At 69.8% G+C, this 16,353-nt stretch carries 19 protein-coding genes; 12 read left to right on the top strand and 7 right to left on the bottom strand.

What is annotated here, in order from left to right; all coding sequences use genetic code 11:
• Window positions 1–28 precede the first annotated feature (28 nt).
• Window positions 29–697, bottom strand: coding sequence for a 5,6-dimethylbenzimidazole synthase (gene bluB, locus AC0KTM_RS22885; protein WP_225330331.1), 669 nt, complete (start codon window positions 695–697; stop codon window positions 29–31).
• Between the two features lie 49 nt (window positions 698–746).
• Between bluB and AC0KTM_RS22880 the strand changes: the two genes are divergently transcribed.
• Window positions 747–1,031 carry a hypothetical protein gene (locus AC0KTM_RS22880; RefSeq protein WP_225330330.1) on the top strand — a complete coding sequence of 95 codons (285 nt, stop codon included), beginning with the start codon at window positions 747–749 and terminating at the stop codon, window positions 1,029–1,031.
• On the opposite strand, the gene AC0KTM_RS22875 is transcribed toward AC0KTM_RS22880, so the two are convergent.
• Window positions 1,015–1,497, bottom strand: a complete 483-nt coding sequence (locus tag AC0KTM_RS22875; RefSeq protein WP_225330329.1) for a hypothetical protein — start codon at window positions 1,495–1,497, stop codon at window positions 1,015–1,017. The two genes, AC0KTM_RS22880 and AC0KTM_RS22875, sit on opposite strands and share 17 nt — an antisense overlap.
• A gap of 79 nt (window positions 1,498–1,576) precedes the next feature.
• Here AC0KTM_RS22875 and AC0KTM_RS22870 point away from each other — a divergent pair, with 79 nt between their 5' ends.
• Together AC0KTM_RS22870 and AC0KTM_RS22865 are read left to right on the top strand one after the other, a co-directional pair.
• Complete coding sequence (locus AC0KTM_RS22870) at window positions 1,577–2,221, top strand: phosphatase PAP2 family protein (RefSeq protein ID WP_472416745.1); 645 nt, start codon at window positions 1,577–1,579, stop codon at window positions 2,219–2,221.
• 98 nt (window positions 2,222–2,319) lie between these two features.
• A complete protein-coding gene (locus tag AC0KTM_RS22865) occupies window positions 2,320–2,979 on the top strand; it encodes a L,D-transpeptidase family protein (RefSeq protein ID WP_225330327.1) in 660 nt (219 codons plus the stop codon).
• A 4-nt stretch (window positions 2,980–2,983) separates the two neighbouring features.
• Here the strand turns inward: AC0KTM_RS22865 and AC0KTM_RS22860 are convergent, their stop codons facing one another.
• On the bottom strand, window positions 2,984–3,478 hold the full coding sequence (locus AC0KTM_RS22860) for a nuclear transport factor 2 family protein (protein WP_225330326.1): 495 nt from the start codon (window positions 3,476–3,478) through the stop codon (window positions 2,984–2,986).
• A 40-nt stretch (window positions 3,479–3,518) separates the two neighbouring features.
• The gene (locus AC0KTM_RS22855; RefSeq protein WP_225330325.1) at window positions 3,519–4,151 is read right to left on the bottom strand and encodes a TetR/AcrR family transcriptional regulator; all 633 of its coding nucleotides are present in this window, start codon (window positions 4,149–4,151) and stop codon (window positions 3,519–3,521) included.
• A 38-nt stretch (window positions 4,152–4,189) separates the two neighbouring features.
• Between AC0KTM_RS22855 and AC0KTM_RS22850 the strand changes: the two genes are divergently transcribed.
• The 4 genes from AC0KTM_RS22850 (at window position 4,190) to AC0KTM_RS22835 (ending at window position 9,532) form a co-directional block, all read left to right on the top strand.
• A complete protein-coding gene (locus AC0KTM_RS22850; RefSeq protein ID WP_225330324.1) occupies window positions 4,190–5,419 on the top strand; it encodes a hypothetical protein in 1,230 nt (409 codons plus the stop codon).
• 154 nt (window positions 5,420–5,573) lie between these two features.
• A complete protein-coding gene (locus AC0KTM_RS22845) occupies window positions 5,574–7,559 on the top strand; it encodes an Hsp70 family protein (RefSeq protein ID WP_225341305.1) in 1,986 nt (661 codons plus the stop codon).
• 131 nt (window positions 7,560–7,690) lie between these two features.
• Window positions 7,691–9,079 (top strand): DUF7159 family protein, encoded by a 1,389-nt coding sequence (locus AC0KTM_RS22840; RefSeq protein WP_225341304.1) that lies wholly within the window; start codon window positions 7,691–7,693, stop codon window positions 9,077–9,079.
• A gap of 66 nt (window positions 9,080–9,145) precedes the next feature.
• Window positions 9,146–9,532, top strand: coding sequence for a hypothetical protein (locus tag AC0KTM_RS22835; RefSeq protein ID WP_225330025.1), 387 nt, complete (start codon window positions 9,146–9,148; stop codon window positions 9,530–9,532).
• A gap of 14 nt (window positions 9,533–9,546) precedes the next feature.
• Here AC0KTM_RS22835 and AC0KTM_RS22830 read toward each other — a convergent pair whose 3' ends face one another.
• On the bottom strand, window positions 9,547–10,197 hold the full coding sequence (locus AC0KTM_RS22830; protein WP_225330024.1) for a DUF3060 domain-containing protein: 651 nt from the start codon (window positions 10,195–10,197) through the stop codon (window positions 9,547–9,549).
• 57 nt (window positions 10,198–10,254) lie between these two features.
• On the opposite strand from AC0KTM_RS22830, the gene AC0KTM_RS22825 reads away from it, so the two are divergent.
• Together AC0KTM_RS22825 and AC0KTM_RS22820 are read left to right on the top strand one after the other, a co-directional pair.
• Window positions 10,255–11,274: an NADP-dependent oxidoreductase gene (locus tag AC0KTM_RS22825; protein WP_225330023.1), complete on the top strand. Its 1,020-nt coding sequence runs from the start codon at window positions 10,255–10,257 to the stop codon at window positions 11,272–11,274.
• 116 nt (window positions 11,275–11,390) lie between these two features.
• Window positions 11,391–12,218 (top strand): glycoside hydrolase family 16 protein, encoded by an 828-nt coding sequence (locus AC0KTM_RS22820; protein ID WP_225330022.1) that lies wholly within the window; start codon window positions 11,391–11,393, stop codon window positions 12,216–12,218.
• A gap of 3 nt (window positions 12,219–12,221) precedes the next feature.
• Here AC0KTM_RS22820 and AC0KTM_RS22815 read toward each other — a convergent pair whose 3' ends face one another.
• The gene (locus tag AC0KTM_RS22815) at window positions 12,222–13,757 is read right to left on the bottom strand and encodes a glycosyltransferase family 39 protein (RefSeq protein ID WP_472416743.1); all 1,536 of its coding nucleotides are present in this window, start codon (window positions 13,755–13,757) and stop codon (window positions 12,222–12,224) included.
• A gap of 73 nt (window positions 13,758–13,830) precedes the next feature.
• Between AC0KTM_RS22815 and AC0KTM_RS22810 the strand changes: the two genes are divergently transcribed.
• From AC0KTM_RS22810 to AC0KTM_RS22800, 3 genes are all read left to right on the top strand, one after another.
• Window positions 13,831–14,136 (top strand): hypothetical protein, encoded by a 306-nt coding sequence (locus AC0KTM_RS22810; RefSeq protein WP_225330020.1) that lies wholly within the window; start codon window positions 13,831–13,833, stop codon window positions 14,134–14,136.
• 30 nt (window positions 14,137–14,166) lie between these two features.
• Window positions 14,167–14,841: a GAP family protein gene (locus AC0KTM_RS22805; RefSeq protein WP_225330019.1), complete on the top strand. Its 675-nt coding sequence runs from the start codon at window positions 14,167–14,169 to the stop codon at window positions 14,839–14,841.
• A gap of 67 nt (window positions 14,842–14,908) precedes the next feature.
• Entirely contained in the window at window positions 14,909–15,580 is a 672-nt protein-coding gene (locus AC0KTM_RS22800) for a GAP family protein (RefSeq protein ID WP_472416741.1), read from the top strand.
• On the opposite strand, the gene AC0KTM_RS22795 is transcribed toward AC0KTM_RS22800, so the two are convergent.
• Window positions 15,568–16,347, bottom strand: a complete 780-nt coding sequence (locus tag AC0KTM_RS22795; protein ID WP_472416739.1) for a hypothetical protein — start codon at window positions 16,345–16,347, stop codon at window positions 15,568–15,570. The genes AC0KTM_RS22800 and AC0KTM_RS22795 overlap by 13 nt on opposite strands.
• Window positions 16,348–16,353: the final 6 nt, after the last annotated feature.

The following is a 16,353-nucleotide window of genomic DNA, read 5'->3' as shown; positions in this document are numbered from 1 at the left end:
CTGCGACGATCCCCGCCGCGTCGGCGAGTCAGGGTGACGGGAGGCGGCCCCATCGGTTCTCGCAGACGAACTCCGACAGCGGCCGCGCCACCGCCCAGCCGTCCAGTTCGAGCGCCGGCCGGTCGGGGAATGCGGGCACCGGCCCCAGGCACAGGATGGCCACCGGCTCCGCGCCGTCCGGCATGTCCAGCAGCGAGGCCAGCCGCCGCGGATCGAACAGCGACACCCAACCCATGCCGAGGCCTTCGGAACGCGCTGCCAGCCACAGATTCTGGATGGCGCACGACACCGACGCCAGGTCCATCTGCGGCAGGGTCCGCCGCCCGAACACGTGCTTGTCACGGTCGTCGCCCAGCGCCACCACGAAAAGTTCGGCGCAATCGAGGATGCCCTCCACCTTGAGCGCCAGGAATTCGTCGGCCCGCTCGCCCAGCGCGGCAGCGGTGCGCGGGCGTTCCTCGTCGACGAGTGCGTGGATCCGGCGCCGCAGCGCCGGGTCGGTGATCCGGATGAACCGCCACGGCTGCATCAGCCCCACGCTGGGCGCCGCGTGCGCGGCCTCCAGCAGGCGCGCCAGCACCTCCTCGTCCACCGCCGCGCCGGGAACGAACCGGCGCATGTCACGGCGCTCCGCGATGACGCGATAGACGGCCCGCCGCTCCTGCGGGCTGAATGCCTCATCGGTCACATCAGCCATCGTAGGAAATCCGCATTAGCGTGGACCGTGTCCTGAAGGGAGTGTCCCCGTGAAGCCGTCCGATGTACTCGAGCAGCTCGCCGCCGATCCCGCCGCCGGCCGCACCTATGGCGAGCCCTATCAGACCCCCGACGGCACCACCGTCATCGTGGTGGCCAAACCGCTGGGGGTCTTCGCCGTCCGCAACGGCCAGGCCTCCTGGACGCCGGCCGTGGACGGGAATCGCCTCGCGCTGATCGGGGTGCTCACCGGCCTGCTGGCCGCGGTGATCGGCAGCCTGGCGGTGCTGCGGCAGCCGCCGTGGCCGCGGATCACGATCAGGGACTATAGGTAACTCCGACCGCCCGGAACACGTACTCCGGCGGCATGTCGAACGCCAACGACCGGCGCGGCAGGCGGTCGAGGACCTCGGCCGGGATCGCGACCTTGTAGTGCAGCGACAACTCGCCGCTGAATTTTTCGTCGACCCGGGAGACATCGACGTCGACCTGCAGGCCGGTCGACGAGATCTCCACCTTCGCCGCACCGGTCTGCGGCGCGTTCCAGCACACGTTGACCGTCGGCCCGGCCAGCCGCGGCAGCATGGACAGCGTCGCCAGCACCCGCTCCGAGGTGAACGCCACCGACCCCGTGTAGCTCGCGACGCCGTGCGGCAACCGCACCCCGGGGATGGTGCCGCTGAATCGCCGGGTCACCGCGACGTAATCGGCAAGGTAGGTAAGGCCTTCCGATTCGACCTGGGCGTGCAGCTCGTCGGGCAGCTTGCCGATGCCGAACAATCTGCGGACAAAGACGGCCATACCGCCAGTATGACTGCGCGCGCGGCTCCGTGGGGCGGGCGCATGGCCGGCGCCGCGGCCGTGCTGGTATCGGTGGGTGATGATCCGCCCGAGGACGCCGCTGGCCGCCGGGATCGCCGCGCTGGCCGCGGCGGTCTACGCGCTCATGTGGGTGGGCTACCGCCAGCAGTGGACGTGGCTGTACCGCGTGGACTGGTCGCTGCTGGACGCGGCGCGCGCGCTCGCGATCAAGCACCCGTCGTGGCTGCGGTTCGCCGAATCGGTGTCGTTCGTGCTGGGCCCGGGTGCGCTGGCGGTGCTGGGGATCGCGGCGACGGTGTGCGCCCTGGTGATGCGCCGCCTGCGGGCCGCGCTGGTGCTGTTGCTCGCGTGCGCGCCGTGCAACGAGTTCGCGACGGCGGCGGCCAAGGCGCTGGCCAACCGCCCACGGCCGCCGACCATGCTGGTCGCGGCGGCCGGCACCTCGTTTCCGTCCAATCATGCGCTCGAAGCGACCGCCGGGCTACTCGCGATGCTGTCATTCGCGCTGCCGATGATGAACCGCGCGACGCGCCGCGTCGCGGTCGCCGCGGTGGCGGTGGCGCTGCCGGCGGTCGGCGTCTCGCGGGTGGCGCTGAACGTGCATTACCCGTCCGACGTGCTGGCCGGCTGGTCGCTGGGATACCTGTATTTTTTGGTGTGCCTCTGGGTTTTTCGTCCCCCGGCTCCCGACCGCTCGAGCTAAAGCCCTGTCGCGGTGGGCATTTGGTCACGGCGTGGTGACCTAACTGCGGCTAAAGCTTTACTTGACCCTAAGGACGCGCGGGTCGGACGATGGAGTGCATGCACCGACTGCTCACGTCACTGTGCGCTGCGGCGTGCGTGATATTCGCCTCGGTGGTGCTCGCGCCGATCAGCGCGGCCGCCGGCGCTCCCTGGTTCGCGAACGCGGTCGGCAATGCGACACAGGTGGTTTCGGTGGTCAGCACCGGCGGCTCGAACGCGGCGATGGAGATCTTCCAGCGCACCGGCACCGGCTGGCAGTCGCTGCGTTCCGGCATCCCCACCCACGTCGGCTCGGCGGGGATGGCGCCGCAGGCCAAGAGCGGCGTTCCGGCCACCCCGATGGGCGTCTACACCCTGGACTCCGCCTTCGGCACCGCGCCGAACCCCGGCACCGGGCTGCCCTACACACAGGTGTCCGGGCCCAACTATTGGTGGAGCGGCGACGACCACAGCGCCACGTTCAACTCGATGCAGGTGTGCCAGAAGGCCCAGTGCCCGTTCAACACCGCCGAAAGCGAGAACCTGCAAATCCCGCAGTACAAGCACGCGGTCGTGATGGGTGTCAACAAGAACAAGACACCGGGCGGGGGTGCGGCGTTCTTCTTCCACACCACCGACGGCAAACCCACCGAGGGATGCGTGGCCGTCGACGACGCTCAGCTGGTGTCGATCATGAAATGGCTGCGGCCCGGCGCGGTCATCGCCATCACGAAGTAGCGCCTCAGTCGGTGGCGACCGCGCGACCGGGCTTGAGCGTGAAGTTCATGCCCTCCAAAGACATTGTGGCGTCATAGGTTCGGTCGTAGCCGGTGCCGCTGATCTTCCAGCCGGCATCCGTGCGGCGGTAGGTGTCGCGGTAGAAGGCCGCCCCGATCAACATGAAGTTGAGATCGGCGACCATCACCCGGTCCTGCAGATACCAACTGCCCGTGGCGGTGTCGCCGGTGACGGTGATGTCCGGATGCGTCACCCGGTGTTCGGTGATGACGTTCGCCGGCAGCGACGTCCGCATGTACTCCACCAAGTCGGCGCGATTGGTGAAGTGCAGCTCGTTGCCGATCGAGGGCCCGTAATCGGCCTTGATGTCCTCAGCCAGGGTGTCGGCGAAGTCATCCCAATGCTTGGTGTCCAGCGCGCGCAGATACCGGTATTTGACTTGCTTGATCGCTTCGATATCGGCCAGATCGTCGAGGGTCATCCCGTCATTGCAGCACACGCTGGTGAGCCGTTCGCTTTCGCATCGAAGAGCCGGCGGGTCAAGTGTCGCGGTCGGCGAGGTAGGTGGTGACCATGTCGATGAGGGCCCGCCGCTCCAGGCTCCAATCGACGGCGGTGCCGGTGACCATCTGCGCCAGCACCACACCGCGCAGCGTGGCCCAAATGACTTCGGCCACACCGGCATGCGCGGGCTCGGTGGTGATCAACCGCCCCAGTTGGCCGATCGCGGTGTTCATGTCGAGCAGGTGTCGCCGCGACGACGGGTCGGGGCCGCCGCGCGTCTCGCGCAGGATTTCGAAGGCGGCCATCGACGTCGGGCTGCTGTAGCAGCTCCAGGCGGTGTCGACGACGACCTCGATGCGCCTCCGCAGCGGTAGCTCGCTGACGTCGGCCGACGACAGGCTGTCCACCAGCCGGGCCACCCCGTCGTCCACCACGGCCATCAGCAGGCCGTTGCGGTCCCCGAAGTGGTACTGGATCACCCCCCACGTCACGCCCGCGCGTTCGGCGACGTGCTTGGCCGTGGCGGCGGAGAATCCCTCCTCCACGATGCAGCGGACCGTCTCCTCGATGATCTTCGCCCGGGTGTCATCGCCGCGCTTGCGGGGCGCGGTGGTTCGCCGGGTGGGGCCGACGGGGCGACCGGGCGTCTGGCCAGCAACAATGGGCATTGTTGACTTTATAACATAGCCAAGTCTATTTTTGGGGCGTGAGCAGCCCCTCGCGATACGCGCAATTGTCCCGCGACGAGCTCGTCGTTCTGGTTCCCGAACTGCTGCTGATCGGACAGCTGATCGACCGGTCCGGGATGGCCTGGTGCATTTCCTCGTTCGGTCGCGACGAGATGGTGCAGATCGCCATCGAGGAATGGGCGGGCGCCAGCCCGATCTACACCAGGCGCATGCAGAAAGCGCTGAACTACGAGGGCAACGACGTGCCAACGATTTTCAAGGGCCTGCAGCTCGATATCGGCGCGCCACCGCAATTCATGGACTTCCGCTACACCGTCCACGACCGGTGGCACGGCGAATTCCAGCTCGACCACTGCGGCGCCCTGCTCGACGTGGAGCCGATGGGCGAACAGTACGTGTTCGGGATGTGCCACACCATCGAGGACCCGACCTTCGACGCCACCGCGATCGCGACCAACCCGCGCGCGCAGGTACGCCCCATCCACCGGCCACCGCGAACGCCGGCGGACCGGCATCCGCACTGCGCGTGGACCGTCATCATCGACGAGTCCTACCCCGAGGCACAGGCCATCCCGGCCCTGGACATCGTCAGCCAAACCCGCGCCGCGACATGGGAACTCGATCCCATCGATCGCTCGGACGAGGGGCAGGCGGATTACTCGGGTCCGTTGCTGTCCGATTTCGACTTCGCCGCCTTCTCCCATTCGGCGCTGGTCCGGATGGCCGATGAGGTGTGCCTGCAGATGCACCTGCTGTACCTGTCGTTCGCGATCGCGGTGGCCGCGCGTGCCGCCAACGACGAGGAAGCCGTCGGCGTGTGTACCCGCGGCCTGATCGGCATCGCGGGCGTGGCCGCCGAACGCATCCACCGCGCGCTGAAGCTTCCGGGCGGGATCGACGGCGTGCGCCGCGTGCTCGAGTTGCACCCGCTGCTGAACCCCGCGGGCTACGTTGTCGCCGAGGCGGAGTCCAACCGGCTGCACGTCCGCCCGTCGCCGGCCCATGACGACCGCTCCTGGATCTCGCTGTGCTCGCCGAAATCCACGCAGCCGCTGCAGGCGATCGCCACCGCGGTGGAACCGCGCGTCGAGGTTCGAGTTAGCGGAACGGCCACCGACTGGACGGCGGAACTGGTCGAAACCGACTCGCCTACCGAGGAACTGCCAGAGGTTTCGGTGGTCAGGGTCAGCGGCGGAACGACCTTCCAGTTCGAGCCCAGGCGTTCGCTGCCGCTGACCGTGTTGTAACAAAAGGCTTCTTGTCAAGGGGTTTTCGGTACCGCTTCGGTGTCGCAACCGCATCGAGCGGATACCAATGACATTGCGAAGCATCGGCTTTGGGCGTGTCCGAGGCTATGGTTAACGCTGGCCACCGACCCCTATAGACGAAGGTTTTCGCTCTATGTACGACCCACTTGGGTTGTCGATCGGGACCACGAACCTGGTCGCTGCGCGTAATGGAAGCCCACCGGTTAGCCGCCGGTGCGTGCTCACCCTTTATCCGCACTGTGCACCGAAAATTGGTGTGCCCGAAGAGAATCCGCCGCTAGCCGAGCCGGGCGTGCCGATGAAGAACTTCATCGAGCGCATCGGGGATTCGGTCGCGCTGGTCTCGCCCGACGGTTCTGCGCATGACCCGGAGCTGTTGACGGTGGAGGCCCTGGACGCGATGGTGCTCGCCGCCGGCGCGGATGCGGCGTCTTCGGAGATCTCCATCGCCGTTCCCGCGCATTGGAAACCCAGCACGGTGCAGTCGCTGCGCGACGCCTTGCGCACCCATGTGGGTTTCGTCCGAAGCGGGATGGCGCCCTGCCTGGTCTCGGATGCGATCGCGTCGTTGACCGCGGTGAAATCCGAGCTCGGCCTGCCCGACGAGGGCGTGGTCGGACTGCTCGACTTCGGCGGCAGCGGCACGTCGGCCACGCTGGTGAACGTCGCCGGTGACTTCGAACTCGTCAGCGCCACAATGCGGTACGCCGCGTTGTCCGGAGAGGAGATCGACCAGGAGTTGCAGCTGCGCGCCTTCGAGGAGCTGGGCCACGGCAGCGGCCTGGACCCGGGCAGCACCGCCGGCGTCGGCCAGCTCGGCGAACTCAGGGAACAGTGCCGCGCGGCCAAGGAGCGGCTGTCGGTCGAGATGGCCACCGACATCGTCGCCGAGCTGGGCGGGCGCAGTTGCAGCCTGACGGTGACGCAGGATGACCTCGAAGAGCTGATCCAGGATCGGCTGACCGGCTTCATCTATGCCTTCGACGACATGCTGGTGCGCTACCGCAAGAACTGGTCGGACCTCGTGGCGGTGGTCACGGTCGGCGGCGGCGCGCGCATTCCGCTTGTGACCGAACGGCTTTCGATGCACGGACGCACGCCGATCCTGACCCCGTCGCAACCGGCTTTCGCGGCGGCCTCCGGGGCGCTGATCCTGGCTTCCCGCGGGGAGGAGCTGGATCTGCGGACCCGCACATCGATCGGGCTGCTCGCGGCGGCCGACGCCGCCGGCGACGTCGTGGACCTCGGCGCCGGCGATGTGCTGGTGATCGACGACGAGGCGCTCACGGATCGCGAGCTGGCGTGGTCGCAGACCGACGACCCCGGCGACCTGCGGATGCGATTCGGCGGCGAAACCTACGACGAGGACGGTCCGGCCGGCTGGTCGATGCGGCTCAACGTCATCGACCCACCCCGGGAACGCCGGCCGTGGCGGCGCCTTCGGTTCTCCCAGTTGATCATCGGGATGTCGGCGGTGGTCGCCATGACCGCCGTCGGCGGCGTGGCCTACACGCTGACCGGGATCGAAAACCGTCAGGCCCCGCCCGCGCCCTCGGTCGCGCCACCGGCGGCGCCGTCGGTCAAGCCCGCGGCGCCACCTCCGGCCGCCCCGCCGCCCACCGCGGTGCCGCCGCCCCCGCCGCCGAGTGCGCAACCCATCCCCAGTCCGGCGCCGCCGCCCGAACCGCCGCCCCCGCCGCCGTCGCCACCGCCACCGCCTCCGGTCGTGGTGACCACCGCGCCGCCGGCGCCGGTCTACACCCCGCGGCACACGGCGCCGCCGACGACGACCGCGCCGCCGCAGCCGACGGTCACCACCACGGTGCCGCCCCCACCGACGGCCACGACGACACCGCCGCCGCCTGTCACGAGTGAGGCGCCGGTCACCACCAGCACCACGACGACGGTGCCGATGACGACGGAGTGGATCCACGTCCCGCTGCTGCCGGTGCCGATACCGATCCAGGTTCCGCAGAAGCAGGCTCCCGCGACTCCGCAATACCCGCAGTACCCGCAATACCCGTCGAACGAGTATCCGCAGTATCAGCCGTATCCGGGGAACGAGTATCCGCAGTATCCGGGGAGCTCCCAGAATCCCTACTTCGGCCCGGGTTATTAGCGTCCTTCCTGCTTAGGCAGTCCGTCTGCGCGGTCACGCCCGGGCGGGTAACGTTTGTGTCACCAAGTTCGGACGGGGTTTCCCGTCATGCCCTCGTCGAGGGGGCGTTCGAAAGACCTTGGAGGCGTTACGTGGACATTGTGCTTGGGGTGTCGATGGCTCCCAGGACGGTCCGCCTGGTAGCGATCGAAGGCCAAGACGCCGACGGTGTGACCGTCGAGCAAGAAGAGTTCGAGGTTGGCGCCGCCGGCGATGCGGTCGGTCGGGTGATCGACGCGCTCAGCGGCACCCGCGAAGGAGTGTTCGAGGGCGGCCACCGGCTGAGCTCCACCGGGGTCACCTGGACGAACCCCGCCGACGTCGCCGCGCTGCGCGAGGCGATCAACGCCAGCGACCTCGGCAACGTGATGCTGGTCGCGCCGTTGCTGGCGGCGGCCGCGCTGGCGCAGACGGTCGGTTATGCCCTCGCCTACGAGCGCATCGCGATGCTGTTCGTCGAGCCCGCAAGCGCGACGCTGGCCGTGGTCGAGGTCGGCGACGGTTCCATCGTCGATCTGCACCGACGCCGGATCAGCGCGGCCGACGGCGCAGCGGTGGCCGCAGAGTTGGCGACGATGGTCGCCGGCCTTGATGCGGGCGGGTCCGGGGCGGACGGCGTGTTCATCGTCGGCTGCGGAGCCGACATCGTTTCGCTGAAGTCCGCGATCGAGGCGGCCACCTCGCTGCGTGTGACGGGCCCCGAGGAGCCGGACATGGCGCTGGCCCGCGGGGCCGCGCTGGCGTCGGCGAACGCGCCGCTGTTCGCGTCGTCGACGGCGGCCCTGGCCTACGCGCTGGACCCGGGCACCGGGGAATTCAGCCCGCCGGCGGTCAGCCCCGGCTACCTCGACGTGTGGGGCGATGCCGGCACGGGCACCGGTTTCCGCGCCTACAGCGCCCTGGCCGACGAAGCCGACGAAGAGGAGAAGCCCCCACGCCGCAGCCGCGCGATGCTGCTGGCCGGCGGCGCCCTGGCCGGCATCGCCGCCGTCATCGCCGGCGTCGTGCTGGTGACGCTGACGGCGGATCAGCCGACGGGTCAGGGCCGCCACTCGGGCGTCAGCGCCGCCACGCCCGCCGTCCAGCTGCCGGCCGCACCGCCGAGCACGCCGCCGCAGGCGCAGCTGCCCGCCCCGAGCACGTCCCCGCCGGCGCCCGCGCCCACCGCGGAGGTGGCCGCCCCCGCGCCCGCGCCCGCCCCCATCGCGCAGCAACCGGCGCCGCAGACCACGGCCACGTCGGCGCCCCCCGCACCGGTCCGCCGCGCCCCGGCCCGGCAGACACCGCAGTACGTGCCGCAACCGGTCGAGCAGGCGGCGCCCCCGCCCGCCGCCCCGGCCCCCGCACCCCCGCCAGCCGCACCGCCGCCGCCGGCCGCACCGCCGCCGCCGGCCGCACCGCCTGTGACCATGTACCTGCACTTCCCGTTCGTCACGGTGCCGATCCCGATCACCCCGCCGGCGCCGCCCCCGGGCCCCTAGCACGTGGCACCGGCGGGGAGTTGAGCGCACACTGGCAATGACGGCACGCGCTGGCGAGGAGGTCGGATGGGCGAGCACGGTGGGTTCGGATTCGACCCCGAGGAATTCGATCGCATGATCCGCGAAGGCAGCGAAGGGCTGCGCGACGTGTTCGAGCGCGTCAGCAGGTTCGTCGCGGCCCCCGGGGCCCGGTCGGGCTGGTCGACGATTTTCGAGGACTTCTCACGGCGCCCCCGCCCCGCGCCCGAGACCGCGGGCGAGGCCGGTGAGGGCGTGTGGGCCATCTACACCGTCGACGCCGACGGCGGCGCGCACGTCGAACAGGTCTATGCGACCGAACTCGACGCGTTGCGCGCGAACAAGGACAACCTCGACCCGAAACGCAAGGTGCGTTTCCTGCCCTATGGCATCGCGGTCAGCGTCCTCGACGACGATTCCGAAGAGCCTGCGTAGCAGTCGTTTTCGGCTCAGCCCTGGGTGACGACGTTCGAGTCGCCGGAGTTGCTGATCTTCGGCGTGCCCGAGCGGTAGGTCACCTTGTTGTTGAAGCCTGACGCGGTGATCGCCTCGACGGCCTCGATGGTGATCGCGTTCTGCACGCCGGAGACCGACAGGCTGGCGCAATGCCCGGTGATCGTCACGGTGTTGGAAACGCCGCTGACGCTGACGATGTTGTCCTTGCAGGCGATGGTCCGGTTCTCGTTGATGCCGGCGACGCTGAGCTGGGTGCCCCGCGGCGGAGTGGATGGGGTCGACGGCGCTGCTCGCCGCGAGGCCGACGGGGCGGGACTCGTCGCGACGCTCGGCGACGAGGTGATGAACGACTTCACCCCGGAAATCTGGTGTGCGGCAAAGGCCGCGATGCCGCCCGCGAGCGCGATCACGCCGATCACGACGACGGTGCCGAGGATCCACCACACGCGGTTGCCCGACGGGCTCGGCGGGGGCGATCCGGGAATGGGTCCGCCGTAGGACCACGCTGGCGGGGCGCCCGGGGCTGGCGGCGGATGAGCCTGGCCGGCGGGCTGGGCGCTGCCCCGCTCTGAGGCCCACGCCGACTCGGCGAGCGGGCGCTCGAGTTCCCGGATCCGCTCTTCCGGGTCATCGTTTGCTGCCATGCATTGAATATGCCATTCGCTTCTGTGCTTTCGGCCCGTTCGGTAGTTTTGGGGATCGTGCCCAATTTGCCGAACCGCCAGGTGTTGTTGCGTCGCCGCCCGTCCGGGCTGGTCCGGCCGGACGACACGGAGATGGTCACCGCGGAAGCGCCCGAGCCCGCCGAGGGGGAGGCGCTGCTGCGCACCACGTACGTCGGCATCGACGCCGCCGCCCGCACCTGGCTCGACGACCAGCCCAGCTACCTCCCGCCGGTGCAGCTCGGTGAGGTCATCCGCGCGGCCGGCATCGGCGAGGTGGTCGCGTCGCGTTGTGACGCGTTCGCCGTCGGCGACGTCGTCACCACGCTGACCGGGTTTCAGGAATACGTGATCATCCGCGACGACCTGTTCAGCACGCCGATCCCGGGCGAGGACGATCAGCTGGCGATCATGTCGGTGTACGGGCCGACCGGCGCCACCGCCTACTTCGGGATGACCGACATCGGCCGACCGCAGCCCGGGGAGACGGTCGTGGTGTCGGCGGCCGCGGGGGCCACCGGGTCGGTGGCCGGCCAAATCGCCAAGATCGCCGGCGCCCGGGTGGTGGGCATCGCGGGCGGCCCCGAGAAATGCCGGGCGGTGGTGGAGGACTTCGGGTTTGACGCGTGCATCGACTACAAGAACGACGACATCGTCGCGGCGCTCAAAAAGCATTGCCCGCAACGGGTCGACGTCTACTTCGACAACGTGGGCGGGCCCATCCTCGACGCCGTGCTGGGCCGGCTGGCCTCCCGCGCGCGCGTGGTGCTGTGCGGCGTCATCTCCAGCTACCTGACCGGGGAGCATCCGGGGCCGGCGAACTATGTGAACCTGCTCTCGAAGACCGCGCTCATGCAGGGCTTCAACGCGCTGGATCAGTGGGGCCGCTTCGACGAGGCGTTCGCCGCGCTGCGGGGCTGGGAGGCGCAGGGCCGACTTCACCACCGGCAGACCATCTTTGAGGGCATCGAGTCGTGTGTCGACGCCCTCAACGGCCTGTTCACCGGCGTCAACGTCGGCAAGACGCTGGTCAAAATCAGCGAACCCGGCGCGTGTTGAGGCCGCAGGATGCGGCGCACCCCCACCGCGTGGTGTTATAACACCGTTTGCGAGAGTTGCCTGGGGAGATCGCGCCGGGTTTGACGAGCCGGCTTTCAACGATGGGTGGTTTGTAGATGGATCGTCGCAGCATGATGTTGATGTCGGGGCTCGGCATGCTGGGGGCTGCGATGCGCTTGCCGGGCGCCTGGGCCACCCCGTCGGCGCCGCAGGCGCCGCCGTCGGCCGGCGGCGGGTCCTACATCTTCGCCGACGAGTTCGACGGGCCCGCGGGCTCGGCGCCCGATCCGGGCAAGTGGACGATTCAGACCTGGCAGGACGACGTGTTCCCGCCCGTGGAGGGGATCTACCGCGACGATCGCCAAAACGTGTACCAGGACGGCAATTCCAACCTCGTCCTGTGCGCCACCCACGATCTGATGAGCAACACCTACTACAGCGGCAAGCTGCGCGGCAACTTCCGCAGCGTGATCAACCAGACCTGGGAGGCGCGGATCAAGCTGGACTGCTTGTTCCCCGGCCTGTGGCCGTCGTTCTGGGGTGTCAACGAGGATCCGCTGCCCGACGGCGAGGTCGACATCTTCGAGTGGTACGGCAACGGCGACTGGGCCCCCGGCACCACGGTCCACGCGGCGTCCAACGGGAAAACCTGGGAGGGCAGGTCGATTCCCGGTCTGGTCGACGGCAACTGGCACACGTGGCGAATGCATTGGGGCGAAGAGGGATTCGAGTTCTTCCGGGACGGGGCGCAGTACTACAGGGTGCCCAACAAGCCCATCCACGTCGCCGGCGGCGCCCCCGACGACTTCCGGTGGCCGTTCAACAACCCAGGCTACTGGATGACGCCGATGTTCACGCTCGCCGTCGGCGGGGTGGGCGCCGGTGACCCCGCCGCGGGTGTCTTCCCGTCGTCCATGCTGGTGGACTACCTGCGCATCTGGTAGCGGTCATTTCGTGGCTTTGAGCACCTGAACCAGGTTGAACTGCCACCGCTCGACCAGCCGGAAGCCCAGGTCGTGCGGCACCGCGAACGCCGGGGTCGGCCCGTAGCGGGGACCGGGCGGCAGCGCCGCGCCCCGCTCGTGCGCCGGCTGTGACGGGTCGGCCTGGGTGATGATCCAGACGACCCCGCAGTGGCTGAGCGGCGTGGCGACGACCTCGGGGATGAGGTTGGTGTCGAAGACGTCGTTGCGGTCGGTCGCGCGTTGCCACAGCGTCAGGTCGACCAGCTTGCGATAGGCGTCCGGGCGCGCCGCCAGCAGCGGGCGCATGGGTGCCGGCATGAACGTCACCGTGTCGTTGACCAGCAGGCAATCGCCCGGCGCCGCCTGCGCGGTGATCAGGTCGGCCACCTGGCTGTAGTCCATCCCGTATTTGGCGTACGGGTTACGCTGCGCCCGAACGTAATTCGGCGCCGCCGCCACGGCGAACAGACCGACCAGCGCGGCGGTGACCCAGGGCCTGGCGGCCACCGCGCCAGCGCAGACGCCCAGAACCAGCGCCATCGCCGGCGCGGTGAAGCACAGGTAGCGCGGCGTGTAGATCGAGTGCACCAGCGCCGAATAGGTCACGATCGCGGCGGTGGGGAGGGCAAGCCATCCCGCCGCGAGCACCAAGAGCTGCCGCTCCGACGGCGCCAACTGCGCGGACCCGCTGAGCCACAACACAATCGCCGCGCAGATCAACAGCGCCGACAGGATGGCGAACGGCGGGCTTCGCTCGAAATACTGTTGCATCACCACGTCTTCGATGGTGCGGTGACCGATCGGGGCCACCCAGCTGATCTGGTGCGCCTGACCGGCGACCGTCAGCAGGAACGGCACCAGGGCGCCCACCGCCGCGGCCGAGGCAATGGCGAAGCGCGCCAACACGGTTCGGCCGCGATGGAAGGCACCGACGAAGACGCCGTACGCCGCCAGCAGTAGCGCGAGGTATGCGTCGAGCACGATCGAGAACGCCAGCGCGACACCGTAAGACAGCCACAGCCACCAGGAGTCGCGGCGCGCGGCGCGCACGAGCAGGACGGTCAGCCACACCGCGGCCATCATCGACATGGCATAGGGGCGCGCCTCGATGCCCGCCCAGGTGGCCCGGGGCAGGATCGCGCAGAACACCCCGGAGGTCACCGCGGCGGTCCGCGTCGAGAACTGCTTGCCCAGCACGACGACGCCGGCGGCCGCGCCCCCCACCGCCAGGCCACTGGGCGCGCGGGACCAGAACTCGGTGGGCGGAAAGACCTGAAACCACCCGTGCATGAGCAGGTAGTACAGGCCGTGGACGGCATCGACATTGCCCAGCATGTGCCACATCTGGGCCAGCGAACGGCTGTAGGAGGCCGAGACGGTCGCGGCCTCGTCGTACCAGAACGAGGGCCGGGCGGCCCCGGCCATGCTCACCGCGACGGCCAGCGCCGCGACGAGCAGCGGGTCCAGCGCGGCCACTGCGGCCGGTCGGCGGCCGCCAAGCACGCCGGGGCTGAACACACCGCTATGGTGCCAGAACCGGACCGGCGCGATCGGCCGGCTCGGCCCTTCGATTCGAACGTATGATCGATCGATGGGACCGCTCGCCTCGATCGGGTACAACGGACAACCGGTCCGTAGCCCGTTTCGGGTGGTCCGCCCGCCCATCGCCGTGCTGGTCGACCTGACGGTGCTCTTCCCGCGCGAGCCGCACCGCTCGGGCCGCTATCAGCCCAACGGCCTGCAACTGCACAAGGTCGTCGAGGGGTGGCTGAGCTGCTGGGCCCTGTGCGAGCAGGGCGACTGGTGGGGCCTGGTCACCTATCCCGTCGCCTACGGATCGCAGCGCAAAACCGTGACGCACTGGGTGCCGGCCTGGACGCTGCGCCGCAAAGCCTGACCGCACCGCGCAATGCGATGATTGCTGCCCGTGGACGCAAGTTGGGCCTCGGTCCTGAGCAAGCTCGTCGCGTTGGCGGCCGTCATCGCGCTGTCACCGATCACGGTCATCCCCGCGGTGCTGGTGCTGCACGCGCCCCGGCCGCGCCCGGCCAGTCTCGCCTTCCTCGGCGGCTGGCTGGTGGGGCTGGTCGCCTTCACCGCGGCGTTCGTCGCCGGCTCGGAGGCGCTCAGCGGTTTCCACGCGACCCCGCCGAAATGGGCGTCCTGGGTGCGCCTGGCCTTCGGGGTGGCGCTGCTCGCGTTGGCGGCGTTCCACTGGTTCACCCGGCACCGCAACCGCAGCATGCCGCGCTGGATGCGGTCGTTTTCCACGCTCTCCCCGGCGCGCGCCGGGGTGGTGGGGGCGGTCCTGGTGCCGCTGCGGCCCGAGGTGCTCATCCTGTGCGCGGCGGCGGGTTTGGCCGTCGGCAACAGCAGCCTGAGCGCCGGCGGCGAGGTGGTCGCCGCCGCGATCTTCGTCGTCGTCGCCGCGTCGACGGTGGCCATCCCGATCCTGGCCTACGCCGGCTCCGGTGACCGCTTCGAGGGAACCCTGGAACGCCTCAAGGCCTGGATGGAAGCCAACCACGACGCGATGCTCGCCGTGATCCTGTTTCTGATCGGGTTGATCGTGCTCTACAACGGGATTCGCGCGCTGGTCTGACCCCGCGTTCGGCCCACTCCGGCGCGTTTCGGCGTCACTTCGGCGCGGCAATGGGAGGATGCCGCCCATGGCAGGAAGCTGGGGCACCGTGCTGACCGGGCTGGTCCCGCTCGGAGCGGTCATCTCGCTGTCGCCGCTGACGGTCATCCCGGCGGTCCTGGTGCTGCAGGCGCCCCGGCCGCGGCCGAGCAGCCTGGCGTTTCTGGGTGGTTGGCTGCTCAGCCTGGCCGCGCTGACGGCGCTGGCGGTCGCGGCCTCCGGCCTGCTCGGCGGCTTGGACAAGGAGCCGCCGCGGTGGTCGTCGTGGCTGCGGGTGGTGCTGGGCGCGGCGCTGATCGCGTTCGGTATCTTCCGGTGGCTTCGCCGACACGAGCAGGCCGAGTCGCCGGCGTGGATGCGCTCGTTCGCCAACATCACCCCGGCCCGCGCCGGGATCACCGGCGCGGTGCTGGCCCTGGTGCGCCCGGACGTGGCACTCATCTGCGTCCCGGCCGGATTGGGCATCGGCACCAGCGGGCTCGGCGCCACCGGCGACTGGGCGGCCGCCGCGTTCTTCGTCGCCATCGCGGCGTCGAGCGTCGCGATCCCGATCCTGGCCTACGTGGCCGCCGGCAGCCGCCTCGACGACACGCTGGCGCGCCTCAAGGACTGGATGGACCGCAACAACGCCGCCCTGCTCGCGGCCGTCTTGGTGGTGATCGGCGCGATGGTGCTCTACCACGGGCTTCACGCCCTGTAGCCGCCGTCGGCCAGGCCGGCGTCGGCTTCGAGCCTGTTGGCCGCCCCAAAGGCCAACTCGCGGAACAGCTCTCGGCCGTAGCCGGCGAGCATGCCCAGGTAGCCGCGGTCCGCCCATTGCTGCGCGTGCCGTTCTTCGTGGTGCAGCACCCGGTCCAGATCCAGGCGGGTGCAGCGCGGCGCGCCGTCGCCGTCGCCGTCGAGGCACCAGGTGTGCCCGGAGGCGACGATCCGGCGCAACTGCTCAGCCGGGTCGCTGAGACGGCCCAGGTTCACCATGAAGATGTCGCCCCAGGTGGTGCCGCCCCGCTGGCTGAACAGCCGCTGGATCCAGTTGCCGCCCAGCCCCATCAGCATGCCGTTGGGTGTGGTGACCAGGCGACCCCCGTTGCGGTGCACGAAGGGGACGTCGCGGGTGTAGCTCCAGCGGTTTGCCTGCTGCCGCAGGCGGATTCGCGTCACCTCGGCGGCGCAGTGGGGGGTGGCCGGGAAGTCGGTGGGCCGCGTGCCCGGCGCGCCGTAGTCGGTGCCGGCGTTGAGGACGTAGGTCATCAGCGCCGCCGTGCGGGCGTCGCCCCCGCGGGCGCCGGGCGGCAGCAGGAAGAAGGATTGGCCGGCCGGGTCCTCGATCTCTTGCATCCTCGCGAGGACCGCGAAGCTGGCGCGCGTGACGTCGTGACGGCGGGCGATCTCGGCGACCGCGTGCGGGGGCACGCCGCGGCGTTCGGCGTTCTCCCGCCATCTCGTGCAATAGCCCTGTGCGTCCATGTCTTT

The sequence above is a fragment of the Mycobacterium sp. NTMscope_Eco_3 genome (assembly GCF_976985685.1).
This window is presented reverse-complemented; position numbering and strand designations above follow the sequence as displayed.

Excerpts from the sequence above, each read along its gene's own strand:
- AC0KTM_RS22870 (WP_472416745.1), top strand. The coding sequence starts at position 1,577 with ATGATCCGCCCGAGGACGCCGCTGGCCGCCGGGATCGCCGCGCTGGCC.
- AC0KTM_RS22875 (WP_225330329.1), bottom strand. The coding sequence starts at position 1,497 with ATGGCCGTCTTTGTCCGCAGATTGTTCGGCATCGGCAAGCTGCCCGAC.
- AC0KTM_RS22800 (WP_472416741.1), top strand. The coding sequence starts at position 14,909 with ATGGCAGGAAGCTGGGGCACCGTGCTGACCGGGCTGGTCCCGCTCGGA.
- AC0KTM_RS22865 (WP_225330327.1), top strand. The coding sequence starts at position 2,320 with ATGCACCGACTGCTCACGTCACTGTGCGCTGCGGCGTGCGTGATATTC.
- AC0KTM_RS22855 (WP_225330325.1), bottom strand. The coding sequence starts at position 4,151 with ATGCCCATTGTTGCTGGCCAGACGCCCGGTCGCCCCGTCGGCCCCACC.
- AC0KTM_RS22810 (WP_225330020.1), top strand. The coding sequence starts at position 13,831 with ATGGGACCGCTCGCCTCGATCGGGTACAACGGACAACCGGTCCGTAGC.
- AC0KTM_RS22845 (WP_225341305.1), top strand. The coding sequence starts at position 5,574 with ATGTACGACCCACTTGGGTTGTCGATCGGGACCACGAACCTGGTCGCT.
- AC0KTM_RS22835 (WP_225330025.1), top strand. The coding sequence starts at position 9,146 with ATGGGCGAGCACGGTGGGTTCGGATTCGACCCCGAGGAATTCGATCGC.
- bluB (WP_225330331.1), bottom strand. The coding sequence starts at position 697 with ATGGCTGATGTGACCGATGAGGCATTCAGCCCGCAGGAGCGGCGGGCC.
- AC0KTM_RS22820 (WP_225330022.1), top strand. The coding sequence starts at position 11,391 with ATGGATCGTCGCAGCATGATGTTGATGTCGGGGCTCGGCATGCTGGGG.
- AC0KTM_RS22795 (WP_472416739.1), bottom strand. The coding sequence starts at position 16,347 with ATGGACGCACAGGGCTATTGCACGAGATGGCGGGAGAACGCCGAACGC.
- AC0KTM_RS22830 (WP_225330024.1), bottom strand. The coding sequence starts at position 10,197 with ATGGCAGCAAACGATGACCCGGAAGAGCGGATCCGGGAACTCGAGCGC.